This is a genomic window from Streptomyces sp. 1222.5, from assembly GCF_900105245.1.
GTDB lineage: Bacteria > Actinomycetota > Actinomycetes > Streptomycetales > Streptomycetaceae > Streptomyces > Streptomyces albidocamelliae.
Window position 1 is genome coordinate 4,127,176 of sequence record NZ_FNSZ01000001.1, and the last position, 20,632, is coordinate 4,147,807.

Genomic DNA, 20,632 nt, shown 5'->3' on the forward strand with positions numbered 1-20,632 from the left:
ATCGTGGGGGTTCGCACCGCCGGTCTCAGCACGGGCGCGCGAGGTGCCACGGCCCCGGCACCCCGGAACACACGTACGAGAGGGAACCCTGATGCGGGACGCGTACCACGAGGAACTGGACTCGATCGGCGACGGACTGGTGGAGATGGCCCGGCTGGTCGGGTCGGCGATCGGGCGCGCCACGACCGCCATCCTCGACGCCGACCTCAAGCTCGCCGAGAGCGTCATCGAGGCGGACCAGAAGGTCGACGAACTCCACCACGACCTGGAGGCGCGGGCGATAGCCCTGCTCGCCCGCCAGCAGCCGGTGGCGACGGACCTCCGTATCGTCGTCACGTCGCTGCGCATGTCCGCCGATCTGGAGCGCTCCGGCGACCTCGCCCAGCACGTGGCGAAGCTGGCCCGGCTGCGCTTCCCCGCCCGGGCCGTGCCGCAGGACCTGCACGCCACCATCCTGGAGATGGGCCAGCTCGCGCAGCGCCTGATGGCCAAGGCCGCCGAGGTGATCATCACGAAGGACGTCGACCTCGCGCTCCAGCTGGAGCAGGACGACGACGAGATGGACCTCCTGCACCGCACCCTCTTCCAGCACCTGATCGACGACCGCTGGAAGCACGGCATCGAGACGGCCGTGGACGTCACCCTGCTCGGCCGCTACTACGAGCGGTACGCCGACCACGCCGTGGCCGTCGCCAAGCGCGTCGTCTACCTGGTCACGGGCGAGCACGCGGACGAGCTCCAGGCGGACATCCAGTCGGCGACGGGCGTCGAGGGCGCCTAGCCCTCCGGGGGCCGGGGCGGGTCTCCTCCCGTACGGGGCACGACGAGGGGCCGGCGCGAAACACGTTCGCACCGGCCCCTCGACGACGGTCGTACCGGTCGCTCGGGTCAGCCGCACTGGCACGGGTTGCCCGACTGGCACCCGCAGCCGCAACCCGAGCCGCAGCCGCACGCGCCGAACAGCGGCAGGCTCTTGATCTCGGCGGGCTGCTCGGTCTCGCGCTCCTGCGTGGGGTCCGGGTTCGTGCTGGGGGATTCGGCCATGGGTCCCTCCTAGACGCTGGGGCAGGGATGCCCTCGCCCATTCCATGCCCGCTCCCCTGGGCGCATCAACGGCGCACGGAGGCGCCCACGCCCCTCGCCTTCGAGCCCCCACCGCCGAAAGCTCCGGCTCCCGTGACCGCCCCGGTGGGCGACGAGGCCCGGCGAAGGCGCCGGCGGCGCGGTCGGGCCGGCGGGTCAGGCCGGCGACTGCGCACGCCGGTGCAGATCCTCCAGCGCGTTCTCCGTACTGCTCCTGCGGTACCAGTCCAGCCACTCCCCCGCCTCCCGCGCGACTCCGTCCAGCGCGGCGAGTTCGCCCGGGGTGTGGGTGTGGCCCGGGAGGGTGTGGTGGGTGGACACCACACCCTGCGGACGGCCGGCGGCGCCCGGGATGGGCGTGCACTGCACGGAACGGCTGTGGACGGCGAGCACCGCGGCGCGCGAGGGCTCGTCGAAAACGGAGGTGGTCACCACGTCGTCCACCACCACCCGCGCGCTCTTGCGGGCCGCCTGACCGCAGGCGGTGGCGGTGTCGTCGATCATCGCGAAGAAGCGCACGAACTCGGCGGAGTATCCGCAGTGCGACTCCATCCGCAGGGTGTGGTCGTCGGCGTCGATCAACTGCACGTTGGCCATGTCGGTGTGCGTGATCCCGCAGACCGCGTCCCGCAGCGCGCCGAGGAACGCGGGCAGCGACAGCGACCGGTCCCGTGGGCCACTGACGAAGCGGACGGCGGGCGGGGCGGCGGGGCCGTCGCCGGGGAACCACTCCTCGCCGGGTCGCGGCGGTGGCGTGTGCGCGAGGGCGGCCGCGAGTTCGACGGTGGCCAGCCCGTGCGCCCGGGCGACGGACCGCAGCAGCGCGCGGGCACGGGTGGGGCCACGCAGGCCGTAACGCTCCGTCAGCACGCCCTCGGCCCGGGCGTCCAGGGCCCTGCCGAGTACGGCGTGCCGCAGCCTCAGGGCGTCGGCGCGCAGGTACCGGTCGGAGAGGTCGGGGTCGGTCACGACGGGTGCGGCGACCGCGGCGGCGATCACGGCGGCGAGTGCCGCGGCCACCGACGCGTACTGCTCCGGCGCCGCCCGGTCCGCGGCGGTGCGGGCGAGTACGGCGGCGGCCTGCGGCGGACAGCCGGCGAGGCGCAGGGCGCGACCGTGCGCGGCGCCCGTCCGCGCGGCACCGCAGAGGACCTCGGCACCGGCGGGCGACAGCAGGCGCAGTCCGCTGAGGTCGACGACGAGCTGGGCGGGGCCCGCGGCGGCGAGCGCGGCGGCGAGTCCGTCACGGGAGGCGGCGTCCACGAAGCCGCTGAGCGCCAGGACCGTCAGCCGGCCACCGGCGAGTCCGGGGACGGCGAGGTCGGCCACGGTGTCACAGGTGAAGTGCTGCATGGCCGCTCTCCCCGCGTCGGGAGGCCACGTGATCCGGCGGGTCCCGGGGGCCGGGCACATCGTCCCGGCGCTTCTCAGCGTAGTCCCGGTGGGCGGGTTCGGGGCGGGCCGTCCGGCCGGGAGGACCCAGCCGGTGCCCGTCACTTCTCGCGGGCGACGGCCAGGATGTCCGCGGCGGGGAGCGCGCCCCGGACCACGGAGTGCGCGGTGTCGACGAGGCGCCGGTGGTAGCGGTCGGCGTAGCCGCGCAGCGCGGCGCGCGCCTCGGCCATGGAGAGGTGCTCACGGCCCATCACCGTTCACCGTCCCTTCCCTCGTCCTCGCCGTCACGCCCGCTCCCACCGCCGTGCGGCCCGCCACCGCCGGTCTCGCGGCCTTCGTCACCGGCGTACGGTCCGCCTTCGCCGGCCGCGCGCCTCTCCTCACCGGCGTACGGCTCATCGGCGTACGACCCGCCGTAACCGGCCTCCCGCGCGTGCGCGCCGGCGCCGTCCCCGCTCGGGCCCGGACCGACCGGCTCCGGGCGGAAGCGGAGCTTGCGGGCGAGGACTTCGCGGGCCAGCTGGCTGACCGTACGTCCGTCGGCGAAGGCACGGGCCCGCAACCGGTCCAGCGCCTGCTCGGGGTCCACGTCGAGCTGCACCATCACCATGCCGACCGCCTGGTAGACCTCGGTGTGGTCGGCCTCGGAGGCCGCCACCCACGACGCTGCCTCGTCCTCCGCCTCGCCCTCGGCGTCGGCGTGCGTCGCGGCCTGCAGGTTCATCAGCGCGTAGGTGACCGCGTCCCGCATCCACAGCGCGGTCCGCAGATCCTGCTCCACCAGACCGCCCGCGCGGTCGCTGTACAGGTCGAGCGTGCCGACCGCGGCGCCGCTGACACCGAGCGGCAGGGAGAACACGGCGCGGACACCGAGGCCCACGGCCTCGTGCGCGAAGATCGGCCAGCGGCGGACGTCGGGGCCCTGGGTGAGGTCGGCCGCGACGACCGGGGCGCCCTGTTCGAGGGCGGTCTGGCAGGGGCCGTCGCCCACGGTGTACTGGAGCTCGGCCAGCCGGGCGGCCACCCGGTCACTGGCGCACCAGGTGATGCGTACGCCCTTGCCGCCGGAGATCGACACCGACGAACCGGTGATCGGCAGCAGCCGGACGCACGCCTGGCACAGGGCGCCCGGCTCCCGCCCGGGGTCGTCGGCGCCGCGGGCGGCGGCGCCCAGCGTCTCGCTGACCCGGAGCCAGGCCTCCGTCTCGGGCGGCAGACCACGCCCGGCCGAGAAGGGCTCCTCGGGCGGCATGGTCATCACCCCCGTCGCGGCTCACGATCAGCAGACATGAATCCACCTGTATCCCGTCGGGCCCACCGGTTCCGGGGCCGTCCGCACACCGAGTTCCCAGCCCACGGAAATTAACAGTGCGGTTCCGCCGTCGCACACGGCCGACGCGGCCCGTAGGATCTGCTCGCTTCCGGCTCCGGGGAACGCTTCCGGCTCCGGGGAAAGGCGGGCATCGTGCGGGGTGCGGGACGAACCGCGGGGCGGTCCAGCCGGGTGCCGGCACTCGCCGTGTCGCTGGCCCTGCTGGCCGGATGCGGCGACGGCCGGGGCGATCCGCCCGCGCGTCCGAACGCCGAGCAGGAGATCGAGAGCTGCGTGACCAGATCCGGGATCCTGGTGGCCGACCTGGACGGGGACGGCACGGCCGACCGCGTCTCCCCCTCCTACACGGGCGCCGACCTGACCATCACCTTCGGCGCCGGGGGCGGCCGGGGCACCGAGGTAGGGCCCCGGGACCTGGTCGGGGGCCGCGGCGAGGGCGCGGAGGACGTGGTGGCGGTCGTGGCCGACTTCGACCAGGACGGCTGGAACGACCTCTTCGTCGCCGCCACGGACGCCTTCAGCGGCGACAGCCCGATTGAGCCCTCCGTCTCGGAGCTGCGGCTCGGACCGTTCTCGGCACGCGGGAGGGGGCAGAGCGATCACCACGTCGACCTGACCGAGCCGCGCGCGGCCGCCGTCGCCGACTACGACCACGACCGCTACCCGGACCTCGCGGCCTACGGCCACGCGGGCGACGGTGTCTACGCGACGACAGCCCGCCTGGGCAGCGCGCAGGGCCTCGACCGGAAGTCGGACGACACCAACAGGAAGTACCTGAAGGAAGCCGACCAGACCGACCAGGAAACCCCCGCCTCCATGCCCAAGGCCGACCTGAGAACCTTCTACCCGACCTGCACGGGCAGCACGGGCAAGGGGTGACCGCGCCCGGCAGCGCTGTCGCCTGAATGGCGCGTGCCACCCACATGGGTGAAGATCAAGGTGGTTAGTGCCCCAATCCAGGCATTCCGTGAAAGGGGAACCACATGAGCATTCGACGAATCCTCGCCGCCGTCTTCGCCACGGCGGCCCTCGCCGGACTCGGCCTCACCGGCGCCGCCACCGCAACCGCAGCCACCGCACAGGGTGCTCCGTCCTACGTCACCCCTTCTCAGTGCAGGGACGGCGGCGGAACGCCCGCGATCAACGAGATGGGCAACTACTGCAAGGGCGGAACACACAACGGGGAGCAGGTCGACTGAACCACACGAGGCGCCCCGCAGCCACGCGCCGCGGGGCGCTTCCGCGCGAGCAGCCGGAAGAGGGCCCGGAGGACTCATGAAAATGCCCCCGATCCGCGCGGAGGGCGCAGAACAGGGGCATGATCGCGAAGGCTGCTTCTTCTTGCCCTGGGCCTTGCCGGGGATCGTGGTGAGCTGGGTTTTTGCTGATCAGGGGCAGTGGGGTCGTGCGCCTGGTGGTCGCCGTTGGTCGTCATTGGCCACTGCCGAGCAGCCTCGGACGGCCCAGGGACGGCCCAGCTTCGGCGCGCTCGCCAACCTAGCTGTGTCCCCGCTGGCCTGAGCCATGCTGCCGGCCGTCGGGGGACACAAGGCGCTACGGCGGAAGCAGATAGGTAGCACCTTGGGCGATGACCCCTTCGTCCCGAACTATCGGCTGGACGGCCATTGCGGTCCGGGATGCTGGTCGTAGGGTCATCGAAGGCCTTGGCCAGTCGGCTGAGGTTGTGCTGGTAGCTGTACTCCGCTGCTGTACTGCACCTGTCCTGGCGCGCTGGAGGGGCAGTCGTAGCGGCCTCCCACAGACCGTCTCGCGGCGCACTTACGCAGCAGGGGCTCTGGCCGTATGGTCCCCTCCTGGCAGATCGATGATCGGCGGGGGCATGTCAGGACAGCTGTTCACCTTGATCGGTGTGATCATCGGCGCGGTCGCGTCCTACGTGGGCGGAGCCTTGACGGAGAGATCTCGGTGGCGACGCCAACTCTCCACACGATGGGACGAACGCCGCCTGGAGTGCTACCTCCGATATGCCGACGCGGTCAAGAGGTTCACCTCGTTGGCAGGCCGTCTTGCTGCCGGCAGGGGACTCTTCGATCTGCCTCAACCACTTGCCCCGGAAGCCGGCCTGGAGCTGATGGCCGAAGCCGAACTGGAGCGCGGCTACGCATTCGAGGCCGTCCTACTCATGGGAGACGCGGAAACCATCTCCGCAGCGAGAGCGCTGCAGCGCCACGCTTGGGTGCTGGAACAGTTCGTCCGTGAGATGCGCCCAGGAACGCCGGAGGACTGGAGGAGGGCGTTTCGGGACTTCCAGGAGAAGCGTGACGAGTTCTACCTCGCCGCACGCAATAGCCTTGGAGTGCATGCAGAGTTCCGGCTGCGATCTGAAGACCCGGCCATCCTCAGCCCGGATCCCCGCTACACCTAGTCAGTAAGCAGCAGGACTTCCAGGTCGCTTGCCTAGCCCTCGTACGGGTGCGTGCAGCTGCGCTCATTACAGCGAGGGCCGTGCGTGGCGCTGACCACCGCTTTAGGAGTTCGAGCGACGGGTCGCTACTGCAGGCTACGGTGAAGGGCGCGTTGGTGTAGCTGACTGCTGGGGACCGGGACCGTGTGCCGCCGTTGATGTCAGGCGTGGATGTCAGACGGACCCAGGCGCGATACTCAGGGCGCGGTAGTCGTACCCGTCTTACTTGAAGCCAGGGGCTTCCCACGTGAGGTCAACCTGTTGTCCGGGCGACAGCGTACGGAAGCCAGGCAGCTGGAGATTGGAGTAGTGGCCGAAGCAGCCGCCGGGAGTCTCGGGGGAGTCGAGCACGCCCCACCCTTCTTCGTCGTTCCACTCACGGACCGTCGCAGTCACCATGGGCGACACCCTACGGACTCCGTCTGCGCCGGCGCACTTGGTACCTCAGCTTGGGAAGCTTGGGTGCTCCAGAGGAGATCCTGCCTCTGACCTGCGCCGTTACGGCCTCGACGCCTGGCTGGCCTGTTCGCGATACACCCATGTACGCCGTAGTTCCCCGCTGGATCTGGCACTTGTCTGGCACGACCTCTCGCCTCGGAGCAGGGGTCAGGGGTTTGCGCTGTTGCGGACCAGAGGGCGCAGGGCACCGTGAAATGGGAAGGGGAAAGCCCCCACCATCCGGCTCGTTCGGACGGCGAGGGCCTTGGGTGCCCATGCGATCAGTTGTTGTTCTTCATGGTGGAGCCGGTTCCTCCCGGCTCCTTCGGAGCCCAGCTGGGAGCTTGGGTGGCGTCCTTGAAATCGGTCGACTTCATCAAAATCCGCCAGTCCTCCTTGCCCGCATCGCCGTCGAGCCGAACGGTGAACTCTTTGAACTGGTGGGTGCCATGGAAGTACAGGACAACGACTTGGCGTTCTGAACCGTCGTTATAGAAATCGCCTGTCACTTTGCCGCGGGCGCCGGCTCCGAAGCCCTTGATCCAGTTCTCGGCGGTCTTTTGGGCTACCGCATCGCTGCTGTCGCTGGTCGCCAGCTTGCGGAGCTCAGCCGTCTTGCCGTCGGCGATGTCCCACACGAGCTCTTGCATCACCAGCAACGAGCCGGTGGAGGGGTAGCCGACCACGTGCAACGGCTCGTGGTCGGCGTACGCCTGCTCGTAGGACGCGCCCGGCCCTCTGGCATCAGCAGAGCTGCTGCCGAGAAGAGCACATCCAGACGTCAGCAACACTGCTGCTGCCATCCATCCGGCCGCTGCATGGCTCTGCTTGAACCAGGGCATCTCACGTTCCTTGCTATTAGCGGGTCTTGGGCCTGACGATCGTGACCTTCTCGATCGGGTTCGAGGTGTGACTGTACCGATTGATCACTTCGTGGAGAGTGGTCTGGTTCTTCAGGCCATGCTGCACGATCCCCGCGTGCCCCTGCACCATGGAGTAGACGATCGCCACGTGGTTGTAAACCCTCTCCTTCTTCCACTTGAAGAAGACGAGATCCCCCACCTTGGCGTTGTACTCGTGCGGTTGGATCGCGCCGTTCCGCCACTTGGTCACATGCCGCCGGAGGTAGTCCGCGCTCGTCCAACTCCAGCTCTTGCCAAACCCGTACCTACCCTGCCACCAAGCGTTATCTGCCTTGCGGCCGCCGGGGCGCATCTTCATCCCGCCCCCGTGGTACAGAGCCTTCGAGACGAAGTTGGCGCAGTCCGTCCTGTACTCCCACCGAGTGTCCAGGTTGTTCCACGCCCAGTTGGCCGTTCCGTCGCCGCTGATTGCTGCGGCTGCGGCTGCCGAATCTGCCGAATCTGGCGACGTGGACGCCGGGTCGGCGTCAGGGCGATAGATGCCTTCATCGACGAGCGGCTGCGGCTCCTCCTCCTGGTCGGCGGGGATCTTGCCGTTTGCATCAGGAAGGTGCGGATCGGCTGAAGGGGCGGGCCACCCTCTTGAGGTCCACACGGAGTCGGCGACCGCTGCGGAGGTGTTGTCGCCAACGTCTGTGGAGGCGTCGTCGGCAGCGCTTATAGAGGCGTCGTCGGCCGCGCTTATGGAGGCGTTCGCTGTTTCTGTAATGGCTCCGGTGGCGTCGGGAACGTCTGTGGAGGCGTGCGCTGTTCCTGTGACGGCGCCGGCGGCGGTGAGGGCAAGCACTGCTGCGCCGGTGATCGTACGGCCGAGCTTGTTGCGCAAGAGTCGGGTTCCTTCCCCCTGTGATGGGTCCCGGCCGCCCGTTGGTCGGATCGGTGCGGCTTTCGGGTCACGTTGGCTATGAGGATGGAGAGACGGATGCGCAGGTTCCCAATTGGCCGGTTTCGAGCGGCAGCCGAGCCGGAGCACCTGGGTGAAAGGCGGAGGCGTCACCTCTCCTCAGCAGGTGGGGTGACGCCTCGTAGCCGCAGGTGGGCTTGCTACTCCTGAGCAGCTTCAAGGGCACGCTGGATGTGCTCGTTCGCGCGTTGCTGGCTGCGGTGAAACGCCTTCGCGTAGAAGCGGAAGAGGACAGCGATGCTGTGGCCTGCTCGGCGTGCGACTTCTGCCGGGAGACACCAGACTCAAGCCAGAGCGAGACGCCCGCGTGCCGCAGGGAGTACGGCAGGTCAGACAGAGGGGAGGCCGCTTCAGATTCGGTCCGCACGGCGAGTCGAGCAGCCTTCCAAGCCTCCCCGTAACCTCCCCGTACTCCTTGGACAGCAGGCCGCCGCCCTGGGCTGCACGGAACAGCCGGCCGTCTTCAGTGGTACCGAACTCCTTGATGTGCCCGCGGACCAGGCGCACGAGGACGGGGGGAATCGGCACAGGCCGGGTCGCCTTGCGCGCCCGCTTCTTCAGGCCGCACGTGTCGAACGACTCGCCCGTGTCGCACTCCTACACCTCAGTCTCGGTGCCGACCGCCGAGGACCAACCCGCCCGCACCTTCCGCTGGGGCACCCAGCTCGACGTCCGCCCCGTAAAGGCATTCGGTGACGGCTCCGACATCACCGAACAGGCCGTCGCCTCCTACGTCGCCAAGTACGCCACCAACAGCGCGAGGAAGTGGCCGCCTGATGGCTGGACATATCCAAGACCGCTGGTACAACACCGAGACGGGTCCGGATGGAATGACCCACCGGACCAAGACAGAGCGACATGGCTCGGGCATGCGCTACCGGGCGCGGTACGTCGGTCCCGACGGCACCGAGAAGTCCAAAAGCTTCCCCGACCGACAGAAGCGGCTTGCTGATCAATGGTTGGCGCACGTCGAAGCGGACATGGCGCGCGGGCAGTACATCGACCCGCGCGCGGCCCGGATCACCTTCCAGCAGTACGCCGAGCGGTGGGTCGCCACGCAGGGGGCCGACCCGAACACGCAAGCCTCGATGGAGTCGCAGTTACGGCTACACGCCTTCCCCTATCTCGGCTCGCGTCCACTCGGCTCCTTCCGGCCGGCGCACATCCGCGACTGGGTGCGGCAACTCCAGGACAACGGCGTCCGTGGGTCGTACGCCCGGACCATCTACTCCAACGTGCGGGCGGCGCTCAGCGCGGCAGTGGACGACGGCCATCTCCCGCGCAACCCCTGCGCCGCCCGGTCGGTCCGACCGCCGACCGTCGACAACAAGCGCGTCGCGCCCCGGACGCCCGAGCGAGTCTTCGCCGTCCGGGCCGCCATGCCCGAGCGCTTCCAAGCCATGGTCGACCTGGGCGGCGGCTGCGGGCTCCGTCAGGGCGAGACCTTGGCGTGGCCGTCGACGCGATCGACTTCACCTCGGACATGCTCCACGTGGTCCAGCAACTGAAGCTGAGCCGCAGCAAGGCCGTGTTCGCCCCGCCGAAGGGCGGCAAGCTTCGGGACGTCCCGCTAGCAACTTTGCTTGGAAGTAGATCTCCATTACGTGATTCGCGTTACGGATTCAGTTTCACAGTTCCAAATTACGCATCACGTTTTCGTCTAGACGATTACGCCTTCCGAATCTCGTTTCACATTTCGTGAACCCGAATCTCTTCCGAATGAGATTTCGCGGCAAAGTTCCGCACCGCATCGCTTCCGACATCCACGCTCCCGAGTGTGGCGGCAAGCTCGCTGCCAAGACGGCAAGGCCTAGCGCAGCCTTGGGCGGGGTGCTTGAAGTTGATGCCTACGCGAGCACTCGCAGGTATCAGAGTGGACCCAACACCCGATACTCCTCGCCGATTAATAGGGTAGATATAACGCCCTGAGCTGAGGCTTTTTGTCAACTGCCTGACGGGGTGTATGTTCCTCCTACCCAAATAGCGGAGAGGCCGCCCGTGCAGGGGCGGCCTCTCCTTTCCATGGGATCGGTTATTGCCTAGAGATGGAGCAACACATGACCCACATGGAGAAGGCCATGGTGCCACGCCGAGGCGTCCGCATCGACCTCACCCTCCGCCCCCTGCCGTCCCCGCTCATTGGTCTCGGCGGCGCTTGGCTGGGCATCCGGTCCGGTGCTGACGTAGCCGTCGTTGCCTTGGCGGCACTCCTCGTCGCGGTCCGCGTGAGCATCCGCCGCATCTGAGCCCGACGGCCCAGACACGGCCCCAGACACAGAAGAGCCCCCTCCTGGCAGCAAAACCGCAGGTAGGGGGCTTCTTCGGTCTGGGTTACTTCTTCTTGCCCTGGGTTTCGACCGCCCGCATTTTGGCCCTGATCAACGGGGCGTGCACCGCAACTGACCTGTGGTCGGTCGGTTGTTGGTGGTCGTTGTCTGTCGTTCCTTGTTGACCTCGGAGGTTCCAGACAGGTTCCGGCTTCCCGACTGCTCAGATATCTGTCTGAGCAGCCTGGTATGCCTCGTATTGAGTCCAGGCACGTTCGAGCGTCTCGATAGCCGCGTCGATGGCGCCGCGCTCTTCGAGGTAGTCAAGCTGGCCCTGCCTTCCCTTGCGTGAGGGCCAGTCGGGGTCAGCGGAGACGTCCCGCGCGAGATCCCCTATGGCATTGCGCTGATCGGCGTGGGTCTTCGACCATGCGGTGAAGCTCTTCGGCTTGGGCATATCAGCATCCTTCCGCCGCCGTGTCTGGGCTAACCCACGGGCCTGGTCCGCTTGTCGCTTGTCTTGTCGCTTGTCGGCTCGCAGGTCAAAGCCCGTTCCGGGCCATCCCGCAGTGCGGCCCTCTCTCTTCACGACAAGCGACAAGACAAGCGACAAGGGCATCAGCGGTGCCGGCGCGCCCGGCGGAGGAAGGGCAAGAACGAACGGCCTACGGCCGCGCGTCCCTTGGCAGCTCGCTGCGCTCGCGCGACGACCGCCGCCAGGGCAAAGGCCGTGGCGCTTCTCAGGGCGCCTAGACCCCAATCGGGCGGGATGGCGACCCGGCGTAATGACCGCGCGCACAAGCAAGAGGAGCACGCCCCGCCCGGTGGTGCTCCTCTTGCTTGTGGACGCGAGGGCGGCAATCCAGGGGGCGGCCGACTCGCCCCCCGCCTGGAATGCCGTCCTGGGGACCCTCCAAGCGGCGGACGGCAGGCTTGGGTGAGCGTCGTCGGGCCTGTTCCGTTCTGCGCGGCTCACCTCGGCTCTTCAGTAGGGGACGGTCGTTCGTGCCGCGCCCCCTGAAGAGCCATCCTTCACTCTCTTACTAGAGAGTTGAGGGAAGATAGCGTCCGCAGCGTCCGCCGGCCATCACTCGTCCCGTCTGACCTGCACTGTTCCTGTGGACGCTGAACAAAATGTTTAGCGTCCGCTAGTGTCCGCAGCGTCCGGTCACCCTCTGCCACTAGGAGCATGTTTCTGCAGGTCAGGGCCGCTCTTAAAAGAGGGAGGGGTGCGGACGCTGCGGACACTGAGCACTCCGGAATGCCGAAGAGACCACCCCTGGCGGACGGGGGTGGTCTCTTCGTCTGTCGCAACGAACTCGCCGGGAGCGCGCGACGGTGCTCGGGAGCTCCGACGGCCGTCGCGCGCGAGCGCAGCGAGCTGCCAAGGGTCGTGCGGCCGTAGGCCGTTCCTTCTATTGCTGGGGCAGAAAGCCGGGCGCCGCCTGTCCCAGCTCGTGCAAGTGAGCGAGGTAGCCCTGAGCGGCGGGCTCGGATGCGTACCGGCGCCGCACCTCGGCCGCCAACTCTCGACTCGTCATGATCAGCGATGGGACCGACCGGCGGTCCCCTTCGAGGGCGCGCTCCCCCATGATCAGTGCCTGCTCAAGGTCGCCCTCCCGCGCGGCTGTCACACCGAGCGTGACGCGTGCTTCCGCGTTGCGCATGGGTGAGCGCTCCATGCCGTCGAAGTCCGTCCCCGCCCGCAAAACTTCCTCGGCTAGCGTCCGGGCCAGCTTGTCCTCTCCGACCAGGCGGTAGCAGTCCATCGAGTAGAAGTCGAACTTCGCCGGGTCCACTACGAAGTGGTTGTCCAAGTTCTCTGGGTGCGGCATGCCTTCAAGCAGGTTGCGTCCCCTGTCGAGCGCCACCTCAACTCGCCGCCGGTCCCCGAGTCGGGCCCACGCCTTGGCCTCCTGCCCGGCAAGCTGCACGGCTACACCCTGATGCGCAGCCAGCTCGGTTCCGGCCTGCGCCGCCGCGATGACCCCGCGATAGTCCCCCGTGGTGAGCGCGAACCAGGCTCGCATCTCGTGCGCCCATCCGGCGATTTCCGCATGGTCCGCCTCGGTTGCCAGCGATAGCGCCGCCTGCCGCGTCGACTCGGCAGCGTGCCGGGCGCCCGTGTCGTACTCCACGCACCCGACAAGGAGCGCGAGCCAGCCGGACAGGGCTAGCACCTCGCGGTGCTGCGAGAGCGTGAGGCTCTTCGAGTGCAGCTCTACAACGCGACGCAACCACTGTCGCCCCTCGATGAGGAGTTGTTCGCTCGGCATGAACGGGTACTCCGAGCAGAGCCGGTCCGTAGTGATCCGCAGCGCATCAAGCGTGGCCGCGTCAACGTCGGACCGGTTGAGGCGGCTCACGATCTCCAGCGTCTCCATACCGCTCGCGGCCAGGATTTCCTTGTCCCCATCCCGACGCGCCGGCGCGGGAAAAAGCGCGTGCGTCACGGTGCCGAACACCGCCGCGATGAGCGGCCGATAGAACTCGTTGGGGATCTGTCCAGACTCCCACCGCTTCCACTGCCGGATCAGGCTGTCATCTGCGGGGAGCTCTTCCTTCGCGTGGGCCCGGAGAGCTTTCACCGCGTCTCGCTGGGACCATTCGCGAGCCGCCCGCTCGGCCGCGATGCGTCGCGCCCACGCGGGCCTGTCGTCGCTCATACGTCCTCCTCCGAGTGCCTACCCGCTGAGTCTTGCGCCTCGCCCCCGGGGACAGGGAAGGGGACACCGAGGTGACACCGGACATGTCCCCTGCTCACGCATCCGCCCCCTCAGTGTCACTTACGCCACACGCTCCGTTCCTCGCATGCTGGTTGCAGATCACGCACCACCCACGGTGGAGCGCTCTTCGAGTGCTTCCACCCGTTCAGTCAACGCCTGAATCAGGGAGCGGATTTCATTGATCTCGTCGCGCACGTCGTTTTGCGGAGCGGTCCCGTCACCGACGAAGTTACCGAGGTTCCCGGCCGATACGACTAGGCCCTCGGACCGGAGCATGGCCAGCCCGTTTTGGATGGTCTGGCTCGCGTACCCGAAGCGGTCGATCAGCTCTCGCTGTGACGGGAGCTTGTCACCGGGCTTCATCCGCTTGATGTCCTCGCGCAGCGCGTCCGCGACCTGCACCGCTTTGGGCTTGGGCCCTCCTGTGACAGTCATGCCCTGAGCGTACCCACCACAGCGAACTAGTGCACACCACTCCACGGGGGTTGTGCACCACAGCAGACTAGTGCAAGCTAGTCATCGAGCGGGCGCTCCCAGCAGGGAGCGATTTCCGCGAAAAGTCCTGGTCACGCCAGGAAAAGCAAGGAGCGGCCTCCACCGCCAAGCAGATAGCCGCTCCCTGACCCTCAAGGGGTACATCCATCATGCCTGGAACTGTCACGGAACGCGGCGCAGCGCAGGTCGCAGCTCTTTCTGAGGCTGACAAGGAGCGGTGGGGGAGGCTGTTTGAGCAGTACCACCCCTGGGTGGTCCGGCGGCTGAGCGCTCGCCTGTCGGATCACGCGCTGGCGGAGGACATCGCCAGCGAGGTGTTCATTCGACTGGGCAAGTCCCTCCCCACCTTGGACCCGGCCCGCGACGACCGCCTGTACGCGTGGCTGGCCACCATCTCCCGGGGCCTGGTCGTCGACCACTGGAGGTACGCCCGGGTCCGGTGCGAGGAGCTGAGCCGATCGGCCGACGACACCGACGGGGCGCCTTCCATGCCCGAGGCGGTTGCCACGGACGCGCTGTCGTGCCCGGAGGAGACGGTCGTGCAGTACGCGGAGGTTCGCCGCCTGCTCCACCTGCTGCCGGCGAGTGAGCGTCAGGCGCTCACTCTGCACGCGCTTGACGGGCTCTCGACCGTGGAAGCGGCGGCGGTGATGGGTGTGAGCCGGAGGACCGTGCTCAACCGGCTGCACGCGGCCATGGCTGTCCTGCGGCCTGTGATGCAGGAAGGCCCTGCGGAGCTGTGGGAGGACGTCGCGCGTCGCGCCGCTCTGTGCGAGGCGTCCACGGGCCGCGCATTCACCTCCGCCGACCTGGTTGAGCGACACAAGGTCGCCGTTCCTCAGAGCCCGGCCAAGTGGCGGACGCTCTTCTCCGAGCTGCGCAAGGAAGGCGTCATCCGCCAGGCTGGCCCCGGGAAGAACCGGATGACCGCCTGGGTCGGCGTGAGCGTTTCCGGGCAGACCGTGGCCAGCGACCGCATGGCGGTTGCGGCATGAGGCACGGCCACCCGCTCAACTCGACGCGGCGGCGCGTGCGCAAGGAACAGCTCGCGCGCCGCCATGGGCAGCGCTGCGCCTACTGCCTCCGCCCGTTCATCGACCTGAGTGAGGCCACCCTTGACCACATCGCGCCGCAATCGCTGTGGCGTTCATGGTCGGTCACCTCGCTCATGCTGGCCTGCGCCGACTGCAACAAGGCCAAGGCCGACCGACTCCCGCTCTCCCTCGCCCTCGTCCTGCTGGCGTGGATCAATCCGACCGCGCCGGCCGTACGGCCGGTCGACTGGCCGCTGTTGGCCCGACTCGCCGCTGTTCACCAGTCGGCCCTGACCAGCGTGACGAGCCGCGTCACACCCCCCGTCACGCCCGATGCGACCCGCGAACGGTCTACCCCTAATCAGCACAAATCGACCCACCGTGCCTGCGTGCGGTCGACCGTGCGGCCCGATTGTCTGCGTGCGCCCCGCCCAGTACGGGAGTGCGCGGGCCCGACCGGAGAGGCGGTGTTCGCATGAACACGATGAACGGCCGCATGAACGGGTCGGCCCGACCCGTGAACACCGTGAACACCACCGTGAACGAGTCGACCGACTCCGTGAACACCCCCAAGAGTCGGGCGGCAGTCGACCCGACCCGGTCGACCAACCGGCGACCCGGCCACGGCGACGACGGGGGCAAGAAGCCCCCTGCCGCCGCCCGGATCGTGGAGATGGCACGCGAGCAGTACCGGTTCGTGATGTCCCCCGACGGCCGCCCGTACGCGGTCGCGCTCGCCGGGCCGAACATCGCGCTGCCGCTGCGGAACAAGGGCGGGCTGCGTCAGCGGCTGGCCCGGCAGTTCGCGGACGCCTACCCCGGCGAGGTGGCCTCACAGTCCGCCCTCGCGGACGCCATGACCGTGCTGGAAGGCATCGCGGAGGACACCGACCCCGAACCCGTGCACCTGCGGGTGGGGCGCGACCCGGCCGGCGCCATCGTGGTCGACCTCGGCAGCGCGGACGGCCGCGCGGTCGTCGTCACCGCAACCGGTTGGAACATCGTTGACCGCGCCCCGGTGCTCTTCCGTCGCTCCGGCGCCATGGCCCCGATGCCCGCTCCCGTACTGGACGGCGACGGGCTGGCCAAGCTTCACGCGCTGCTGAACATGGACAAGCCGTCCTTTCACCAGCTCGTCGCGTGGCTCGTGGCCGCGTGGATCCCGGACATCCCGCACCCCGCCGTGGTCTGCAAGGGCGAGCAGGGCACCGGCAAGTCCAAGGCCGCGCAAATGTTCATCAACCTCATCGACCCGTCCCCGGCCGCCAAGCGCAGCCAGCCGCGCGACGAGAAGGCGTGGTCCCGGCAGGCGTTCAGCTCCTGGGCGCTGTGCCTGGACAACATCTCCACCATCCCGCCGTGGCTGTCCGACACCCTGTGCAAGGCGGTGACCGGTGACGGCGTGGTCGACCGCGCCCTGTACACCGATGATGACGTGGTGGTCCTCACCTTCAAGCGGGTGCTGGCCCTGACCACGATCGACGCGGGAGCTCTCGCGGGCGACCTGGCCGAACGCGTACTTATGCTCGACTTGCAGCTCATCGACTCCGAACACCGTCGTTCGGAAGAGGAGCTGGACGCCACCTTCGAGGCGGTACGGCCTGCCGTGCTCGGGGCCCTGTTCGACGTGCTGGCGTGTGTGCTCGCGGTGCTGCCCGGCGTGCGGCTGGAGTCCATGCCGCGCATGGCCGACTTCGCCCGGGTGCTCGCGGCCGTCGACATGACGCAGGGCTGGGACACCCTTGCCGACTACCTGGCCACGTCGGCGAACGTCGCGACCGACGCGATGGAAGGCGACCCCTTCGCCATGGCCATTGCCCACCTGGTCGAGCAGGCGGGCACCTGGCAGGGCACCGCCGGGCAGTTGCTCGAAGCCCTGCCCACCCCGTTGATCCGGCCGCCGAACTGGCCTAAGGACGCCACCCGCGCGAGCGGACGCGTCAAGCGGCTCGCCCCGCTACTGCGATCCATCGGGATCACGGTGGACGACACGCAGCGTAGCCGCGACCGCCACCGTCACCGCCTCCTCACCCTGACCCGCGCACCCGACGACGACACGTCGGAGTCCGCACCCGAACAGGCCTCCATCTGGCCGGAGGTAGCCCCGCCCGGGCACGGTAGAACCTCGCCTGAACAGCCCTGACGTAACCGGAACACCTGCCGGGCCGGGCCGCACACCAGCGGCCCGGACACGTCGAAGCTGCGGACGCTGCAGCCGTCCATCGCCCGCAGCGTCCGCACCAGCGTCCGCACCCCTCACGCTCGCTGACCTGAGACAACGCGATCCGTCGGACGCTAGGTCGCTGCGGACGCTGAGATACACCAACTCTCTAGGACGGCAACCGGCACCACTCCCACGCACCGCCCGAACGGACACGAGGAGTCACCACCACCATGGCCACCGAAGAGCCGACCGACCCGCGCGCCGTCCTGCGCGGCGGCCTCCCGGACCGCTACCTCACCCCCGAAGACCTGGTCACCATGTTCAGCCTCCCGAGTGTCGAGACCGTCTACCAGTGGCGCCGCAAGCGCATCGGCCCGCCCGGCTTCCGCGTCGGCAAACACCTGCGCTACGACCCGGCCGCCGTCCGCACCTGGGTGACCGAACAGAGCGCCCTCGAAGATGCGGCGTGAAGGGTTGCTAGACCTAGCGGGCACGGGTGCTAGGTCTAGCGGCCCCGCTAGCGGCTGATCCCGCCTCTGGCCTGCGACCTAGCGTCTAGCGGCTCGGCTCCGGGGCGCCGCCTTCCGGGCCGGACGCACCTGCCAGGCGGCTCGCCCCGCTCGCTAGAGACCAGCCCGCCGGGGCGGGGAGGCAGCACTCGCCGGGCGGGGGAGCCGGGGAGAACTCCCCAACCGCCTCCCCGCCCCGCATCCCCCACGCTGATCAGCGAAAACAGCACTTCGGGGAGGCGGGGAGGCACCGCCGGAACCCTCCCGAAAACCCCCTTTGGAAGCTCTCCCGAGCCCCTGTCTCTACCTCCCCGCCGCGCCCCGGCAGACGCCGCGCACGGCAGGGAGGCACAGCCTGCCGGCCGAGGGAGGCAGGGAGAACTCCCTGACCGCCTCCCTGACCTACTTTCCCCCACCTGATCAGCGCAGATGGCCTCTCAGGGAGGCAGGGAGGCACGCCTTCAGCACCGCCGAAAACCCCCTCAGGAAGCCACCCTAGCCCCCTATTTCCGCCTCCCTAAGACCCGCCCGAAGGGTGCTACCGGTAGCAGCCATACCCGCTACCGGTAGCACCCCCACTAGCACCCCAAACCCTAGTGATCAGGCCCGCAGCAAGTAGCGGGCCTGGCCCAGCAGCCGCCGAAACGGCCGGACGGGCCCCACCGGGACCCCGCCCCGCCCTGCTACCGAGAAGGGACTCAGCCCACATGGCTGGCCACATCTTCGACCGCTGGTTCAAGACCATCACCGACGCCGACGGCAAGACCAACCGCGTCAAGACCGACCGCCACGGCGTGGGCCTGCGCTACCAGGCCCGCTACGTCGGCCCCGACGGCAACCGCAAGAACAAGTCCTTTGCCGACGGACAGAAGCGGCTCGCCGAGCAGTGGCTGAACGGCATCATGGCCGACGTCGCCCGCGGTGACTTCATCGACCCGAACGCGTCCCGCCAGACGTTCCAGTCGTTCGCGGAGGAGTGGCTTACCAACCTGAGCGGCGACCCCAACACTCGCGCATCGATGGAGTCTCAGCTCAAGCTCCACGCGTTCCCGCGCATCGGCTCACGTCAGCTCGGGTCGTTCCAGCCGAGTCACATCCGCGAGTTCGTGACGCAGCTCGAGGCGTCCGGCATGTCCGGCGCGTACGCTCGCGTCATTTTCTCCAACGTCCGCGCCGTGCTCTCCGCCGCTGTGGAGGACGGATGCCTACGCCGTAACCCTTGCCACTCGCGCACGGTGGCCCCGCCGGCCATGGGCGCGCGTCGCGTCGTCCCCTGGGAACCTGAGCGCGTCTTCGCCATGCGCGGCGCTATGGTCGAGCGCTTCCGGCCCATGGTCGACGTGGGCGCCGGATGCGGTCTGCGGCAAGGCGAGATCCTCGGGCTGTCTGTCGATGACATCGACTTCGAGAGCGGCACCCTGCACGTGGTGCAGCAACTCAAGCTGAGTCTGAGCAAGGCCGTGTTCGCTCCCCCGAAGGGCGGCAAGCTCCGTGATGTACCGCTGCCCGACCCGGTGGCCGACGCGCTCAAAGAGCACATCAAGCGGTTCCCGCCCGTGGAGATCAACCTTCCGTGGATGCGAGCGAACGGCCAGCCGGTTGCCCGGCGGCTCATCTTCACAGGGCCCAACGGCGGGCACGTCTGGCGTACGTCGCTGAACGAAGACCACTGGAAGCCCGCGCTCGCCAAGGTGGGCGTCATCCCGAAGGCCAAGAGCCGTGAGCACGCCGCCGCCCGCGAGCACGGCATGCACGCCCTGAGGCACTTCTACGCGTCCGTGCTCCTGGATGCCGGGGAGAGCATCAAGGCCCTTGCGGAGTACCTCGGGCACTCGGACCCGGGCCTGACCCTCAAGGTGTACGCGCACCTCATGCCGAGCAGTCAGGACCGGGCCCGGAAGGCTCTCGGCAGGGCGCTCCGGCCCCAAGATCCCAAGGGGTGAGGTTCCAGAGAGGTTCCGAAGCGTAAAAACGCCCCTGATCTGCGCTTCCCGCGCAGGTCAGGGGCATGATCACGAAAGCTACTTCTTCTTGCCCTGGTTCTTGACCGCCTCGATCGCTGCCGCGGCCGCCTCGGGGTCGAGGTACTTGCCGCCCGGGGTGACCGGGCGGAAGTCGGCGTCGAGGTCGTAGGCGAGCGGGATGCCCGTCGGGATGTTCAGGCCCGCGATGTCGGCGTCGGAGATGCCGTCGAGATGCTTGACCAGTGCGCGCAGGCTGTTGCCGTGGGCCGCGACCAGGACCGTGCGGCCGGTCAGCAGGTCGGGGACGATCGAGTCGTACCAGTACGGGAGCATCCGGATGACGACGTCCTTGAGGCACTCCGTGCGCGGGCGCAGCTCCGGCGGGAGCGTGGCGTAGCGCGCGTCGTCGAACTGGGAGAACTCGGAGTCGTCCGGCAGCGGCGGGGGCGGGGTGTCGTACGAGCGGCGCCAGAGCATGAACTGCTCCTCGCCGAACTCGGCCAGCGTCGCCGCCTTGTCCTTGCCCTGGAGGGCGCCGTAGTGGCGCTCGTTCAGGCGCCAGCTGCGGTGGACCGGGATCCAGTGGCGGTCGGCGGCCTCCAGCGCGAGCTGGGCGGTGCGGATCGCGCGCTTCTGGAGGGACGTGTGGACCACGTCGGGGAGCAGGCCGGCGTCCTTGAGCAGCTCACCGCCGCGGACCGCCTCCTTCTCGCCCTTCTCGTTCAGGTTGACGTCCACCCAGCCGGTGAACAGGTTCTTCGCGTTCCACTCGCTCTCGCCGTGGCGGAGGAGGATCAGCTTGTACGGTGCGTCGGCCATGCCGTCGAGCCTACCCAAGGTGTTTCGGGGCCGTGGTTCGCCGTCACTCCGTGGACAGCGGGCACGGCGGAGACTGTGGCGCCCCTCACTTTCCCAAGGCCGGGTTAACTCTCGTACAACCTTTCGCTACAACCATCTGTCTGCATATCGCCA

The 20,632-nt window shown here is 68.8% G+C and carries 21 protein-coding genes and 2 pseudogenes; 12 read left to right on the forward strand and 11 right to left on the reverse strand.

The annotated features are described in order from the left end of the window. Positions 1-91: 91 nt before the first annotated feature. The gene (phoU, locus tag BLW57_RS18440) at positions 92-781 is read left to right on the forward strand and encodes a phosphate signaling complex protein PhoU (RefSeq protein ID WP_093475886.1); all 690 of its coding nucleotides are present in this window, start codon (positions 92-94) and stop codon (positions 779-781) included. A gap of 107 nt (positions 782-888) precedes the next feature. On the opposite strand, the gene BLW57_RS41430 is transcribed toward phoU, so the two are convergent. The 4 genes from BLW57_RS41430 to BLW57_RS18450 all read right to left on the reverse strand — a co-directional run bounded on the left by BLW57_RS41430 (position 889) and on the right by BLW57_RS18450 (position 3,730). Next, positions 889-1,044, reverse strand: a complete 156-nt coding sequence (locus BLW57_RS41430; protein WP_176985631.1) for a hypothetical protein — start codon at positions 1,042-1,044, stop codon at positions 889-891. A gap of 195 nt (positions 1,045-1,239) precedes the next feature. Continuing rightward, entirely contained in the window at positions 1,240-2,436 is a 1,197-nt protein-coding gene (locus BLW57_RS18445; RefSeq protein WP_176985632.1) for an STAS domain-containing protein, read from the reverse strand. 140 nt (positions 2,437-2,576) lie between these two features. Continuing rightward, on the reverse strand, positions 2,577-2,729 hold the full coding sequence (locus BLW57_RS41435) for a hypothetical protein (RefSeq protein WP_176985633.1): 153 nt from the start codon (positions 2,727-2,729) through the stop codon (positions 2,577-2,579). Beyond that, complete coding sequence (locus tag BLW57_RS18450) at positions 2,729-3,730, reverse strand: GAF and ANTAR domain-containing protein (RefSeq protein ID WP_093480761.1); 1,002 nt, start codon at positions 3,728-3,730, stop codon at positions 2,729-2,731. The genes BLW57_RS41435 and BLW57_RS18450 overlap by 1 nt, the downstream gene beginning before the upstream one ends. A 252-nt stretch (positions 3,731-3,982) precedes the next feature. Between BLW57_RS18450 and BLW57_RS41440 the strand changes: the two genes are divergently transcribed. The 3 genes from BLW57_RS41440 to BLW57_RS18465 all read left to right on the forward strand — a co-directional run bounded on the left by BLW57_RS41440 (position 3,983) and on the right by BLW57_RS18465 (position 6,197). Continuing rightward, complete coding sequence (locus tag BLW57_RS41440) at positions 3,983-4,690, forward strand: FG-GAP repeat domain-containing protein (RefSeq protein WP_093475889.1); 708 nt, start codon at positions 3,983-3,985, stop codon at positions 4,688-4,690. Positions 4,691-4,794: 104 nt separating this feature from the next. Further along, positions 4,795-5,010, forward strand: a complete 216-nt coding sequence (locus BLW57_RS18460) for a hypothetical protein (protein WP_093475890.1) — start codon at positions 4,795-4,797, stop codon at positions 5,008-5,010. Between the two features lie 641 nt (positions 5,011-5,651). After that, a complete protein-coding gene (locus BLW57_RS18465; RefSeq protein WP_093475892.1) occupies positions 5,652-6,197 on the forward strand; it encodes a hypothetical protein in 546 nt (181 codons plus the stop codon). A gap of 261 nt (positions 6,198-6,458) precedes the next feature. On the opposite strand, the gene BLW57_RS18470 is transcribed toward BLW57_RS18465, so the two are convergent. From BLW57_RS18470 to BLW57_RS18480, 3 genes are all read right to left on the reverse strand, one after another. After that, on the reverse strand, positions 6,459-6,635 hold the full coding sequence (locus tag BLW57_RS18470) for a cold-shock protein (protein ID WP_093480762.1): 177 nt from the start codon (positions 6,633-6,635) through the stop codon (positions 6,459-6,461). Between the two features lie 320 nt (positions 6,636-6,955). Continuing rightward, positions 6,956-7,516, reverse strand: coding sequence for a hypothetical protein (locus BLW57_RS18475; RefSeq protein WP_093475893.1), 561 nt, complete (start codon positions 7,514-7,516; stop codon positions 6,956-6,958). A gap of 16 nt (positions 7,517-7,532) precedes the next feature. Then, entirely contained in the window at positions 7,533-8,423 is an 891-nt protein-coding gene (locus BLW57_RS18480; protein ID WP_176985634.1) for an amidase domain-containing protein, read from the reverse strand. A gap of 667 nt (positions 8,424-9,090) precedes the next feature. Here BLW57_RS18480 and BLW57_RS40570 point away from each other — a divergent pair. From BLW57_RS40570 to BLW57_RS18495, 3 genes and pseudogenes are all read left to right on the forward strand, one after another. Continuing rightward, positions 9,091-9,261, forward strand: a pseudogene (locus tag BLW57_RS40570) (replication initiator); the annotation flags it as partial. 16 nt (positions 9,262-9,277) lie between these two features. After that, positions 9,278-10,074: pseudogene (gene xerC / locus BLW57_RS18490) on the forward strand (tyrosine recombinase XerC); the annotation flags it as partial. Between the two features lie 484 nt (positions 10,075-10,558). Beyond that, the gene (locus BLW57_RS18495) at positions 10,559-10,747 is read left to right on the forward strand and encodes a hypothetical protein (protein ID WP_093475896.1); all 189 of its coding nucleotides are present in this window, start codon (positions 10,559-10,561) and stop codon (positions 10,745-10,747) included. Positions 10,748-10,991: 244 nt separating this feature from the next. Here BLW57_RS18495 and BLW57_RS18500 read toward each other — a convergent pair whose 3' ends face one another. The 3 genes from BLW57_RS18500 to BLW57_RS18510 form a co-directional block, all read right to left on the reverse strand. Beyond that, on the reverse strand, positions 10,992-11,225 hold the full coding sequence (locus BLW57_RS18500; protein ID WP_093475898.1) for a YozE family protein: 234 nt from the start codon (positions 11,223-11,225) through the stop codon (positions 10,992-10,994). Positions 11,226-12,183: 958 nt separating this feature from the next. Beyond that, positions 12,184-13,434, reverse strand: coding sequence for an NsdA family TPR-like regulatory protein (locus tag BLW57_RS18505; protein ID WP_093475899.1), 1,251 nt, complete (start codon positions 13,432-13,434; stop codon positions 12,184-12,186). Positions 13,435-13,593: 159 nt separating this feature from the next. Continuing rightward, positions 13,594-13,929, reverse strand: coding sequence for a GntR family transcriptional regulator (locus BLW57_RS18510; RefSeq protein ID WP_256339518.1), 336 nt, complete (start codon positions 13,927-13,929; stop codon positions 13,594-13,596). 209 nt (positions 13,930-14,138) lie between these two features. On the opposite strand from BLW57_RS18510, the gene BLW57_RS18515 reads away from it, so the two are divergent. The 5 genes from BLW57_RS18515 to BLW57_RS18535 all read left to right on the forward strand — a co-directional run bounded on the left by BLW57_RS18515 (position 14,139) and on the right by BLW57_RS18535 (position 19,639). Further along, positions 14,139-14,984, forward strand: coding sequence for an RNA polymerase sigma factor (locus BLW57_RS18515; RefSeq protein ID WP_093475902.1), 846 nt, complete (start codon positions 14,139-14,141; stop codon positions 14,982-14,984). 35 nt (positions 14,985-15,019) lie between these two features. Next, entirely contained in the window at positions 15,020-15,502 is a 483-nt protein-coding gene (locus BLW57_RS18520; protein WP_256339519.1) for an HNH endonuclease, read from the forward strand. Then, positions 15,499-17,166, forward strand: a complete 1,668-nt coding sequence (locus BLW57_RS18525) for an ATP-binding protein (protein WP_093475905.1) — start codon at positions 15,499-15,501, stop codon at positions 17,164-17,166. The genes BLW57_RS18520 and BLW57_RS18525 overlap by 4 nt, the downstream gene beginning before the upstream one ends. Positions 17,167-17,417: 251 nt before the next feature. Then, the gene (locus BLW57_RS18530; RefSeq protein ID WP_093475907.1) at positions 17,418-17,657 is read left to right on the forward strand and encodes a helix-turn-helix domain-containing protein; all 240 of its coding nucleotides are present in this window, start codon (positions 17,418-17,420) and stop codon (positions 17,655-17,657) included. 746 nt (positions 17,658-18,403) lie between these two features. Further along, the gene (locus tag BLW57_RS18535; protein WP_093475908.1) at positions 18,404-19,639 is read left to right on the forward strand and encodes a tyrosine-type recombinase/integrase; all 1,236 of its coding nucleotides are present in this window, start codon (positions 18,404-18,406) and stop codon (positions 19,637-19,639) included. A gap of 78 nt (positions 19,640-19,717) precedes the next feature. Here BLW57_RS18535 and BLW57_RS18540 read toward each other — a convergent pair whose 3' ends face one another. Beyond that, positions 19,718-20,479, reverse strand: a complete 762-nt coding sequence (locus BLW57_RS18540; protein WP_093475909.1) for a phosphoglyceromutase — start codon at positions 20,477-20,479, stop codon at positions 19,718-19,720. Positions 20,480-20,632 lie beyond the last annotated feature (153 nt).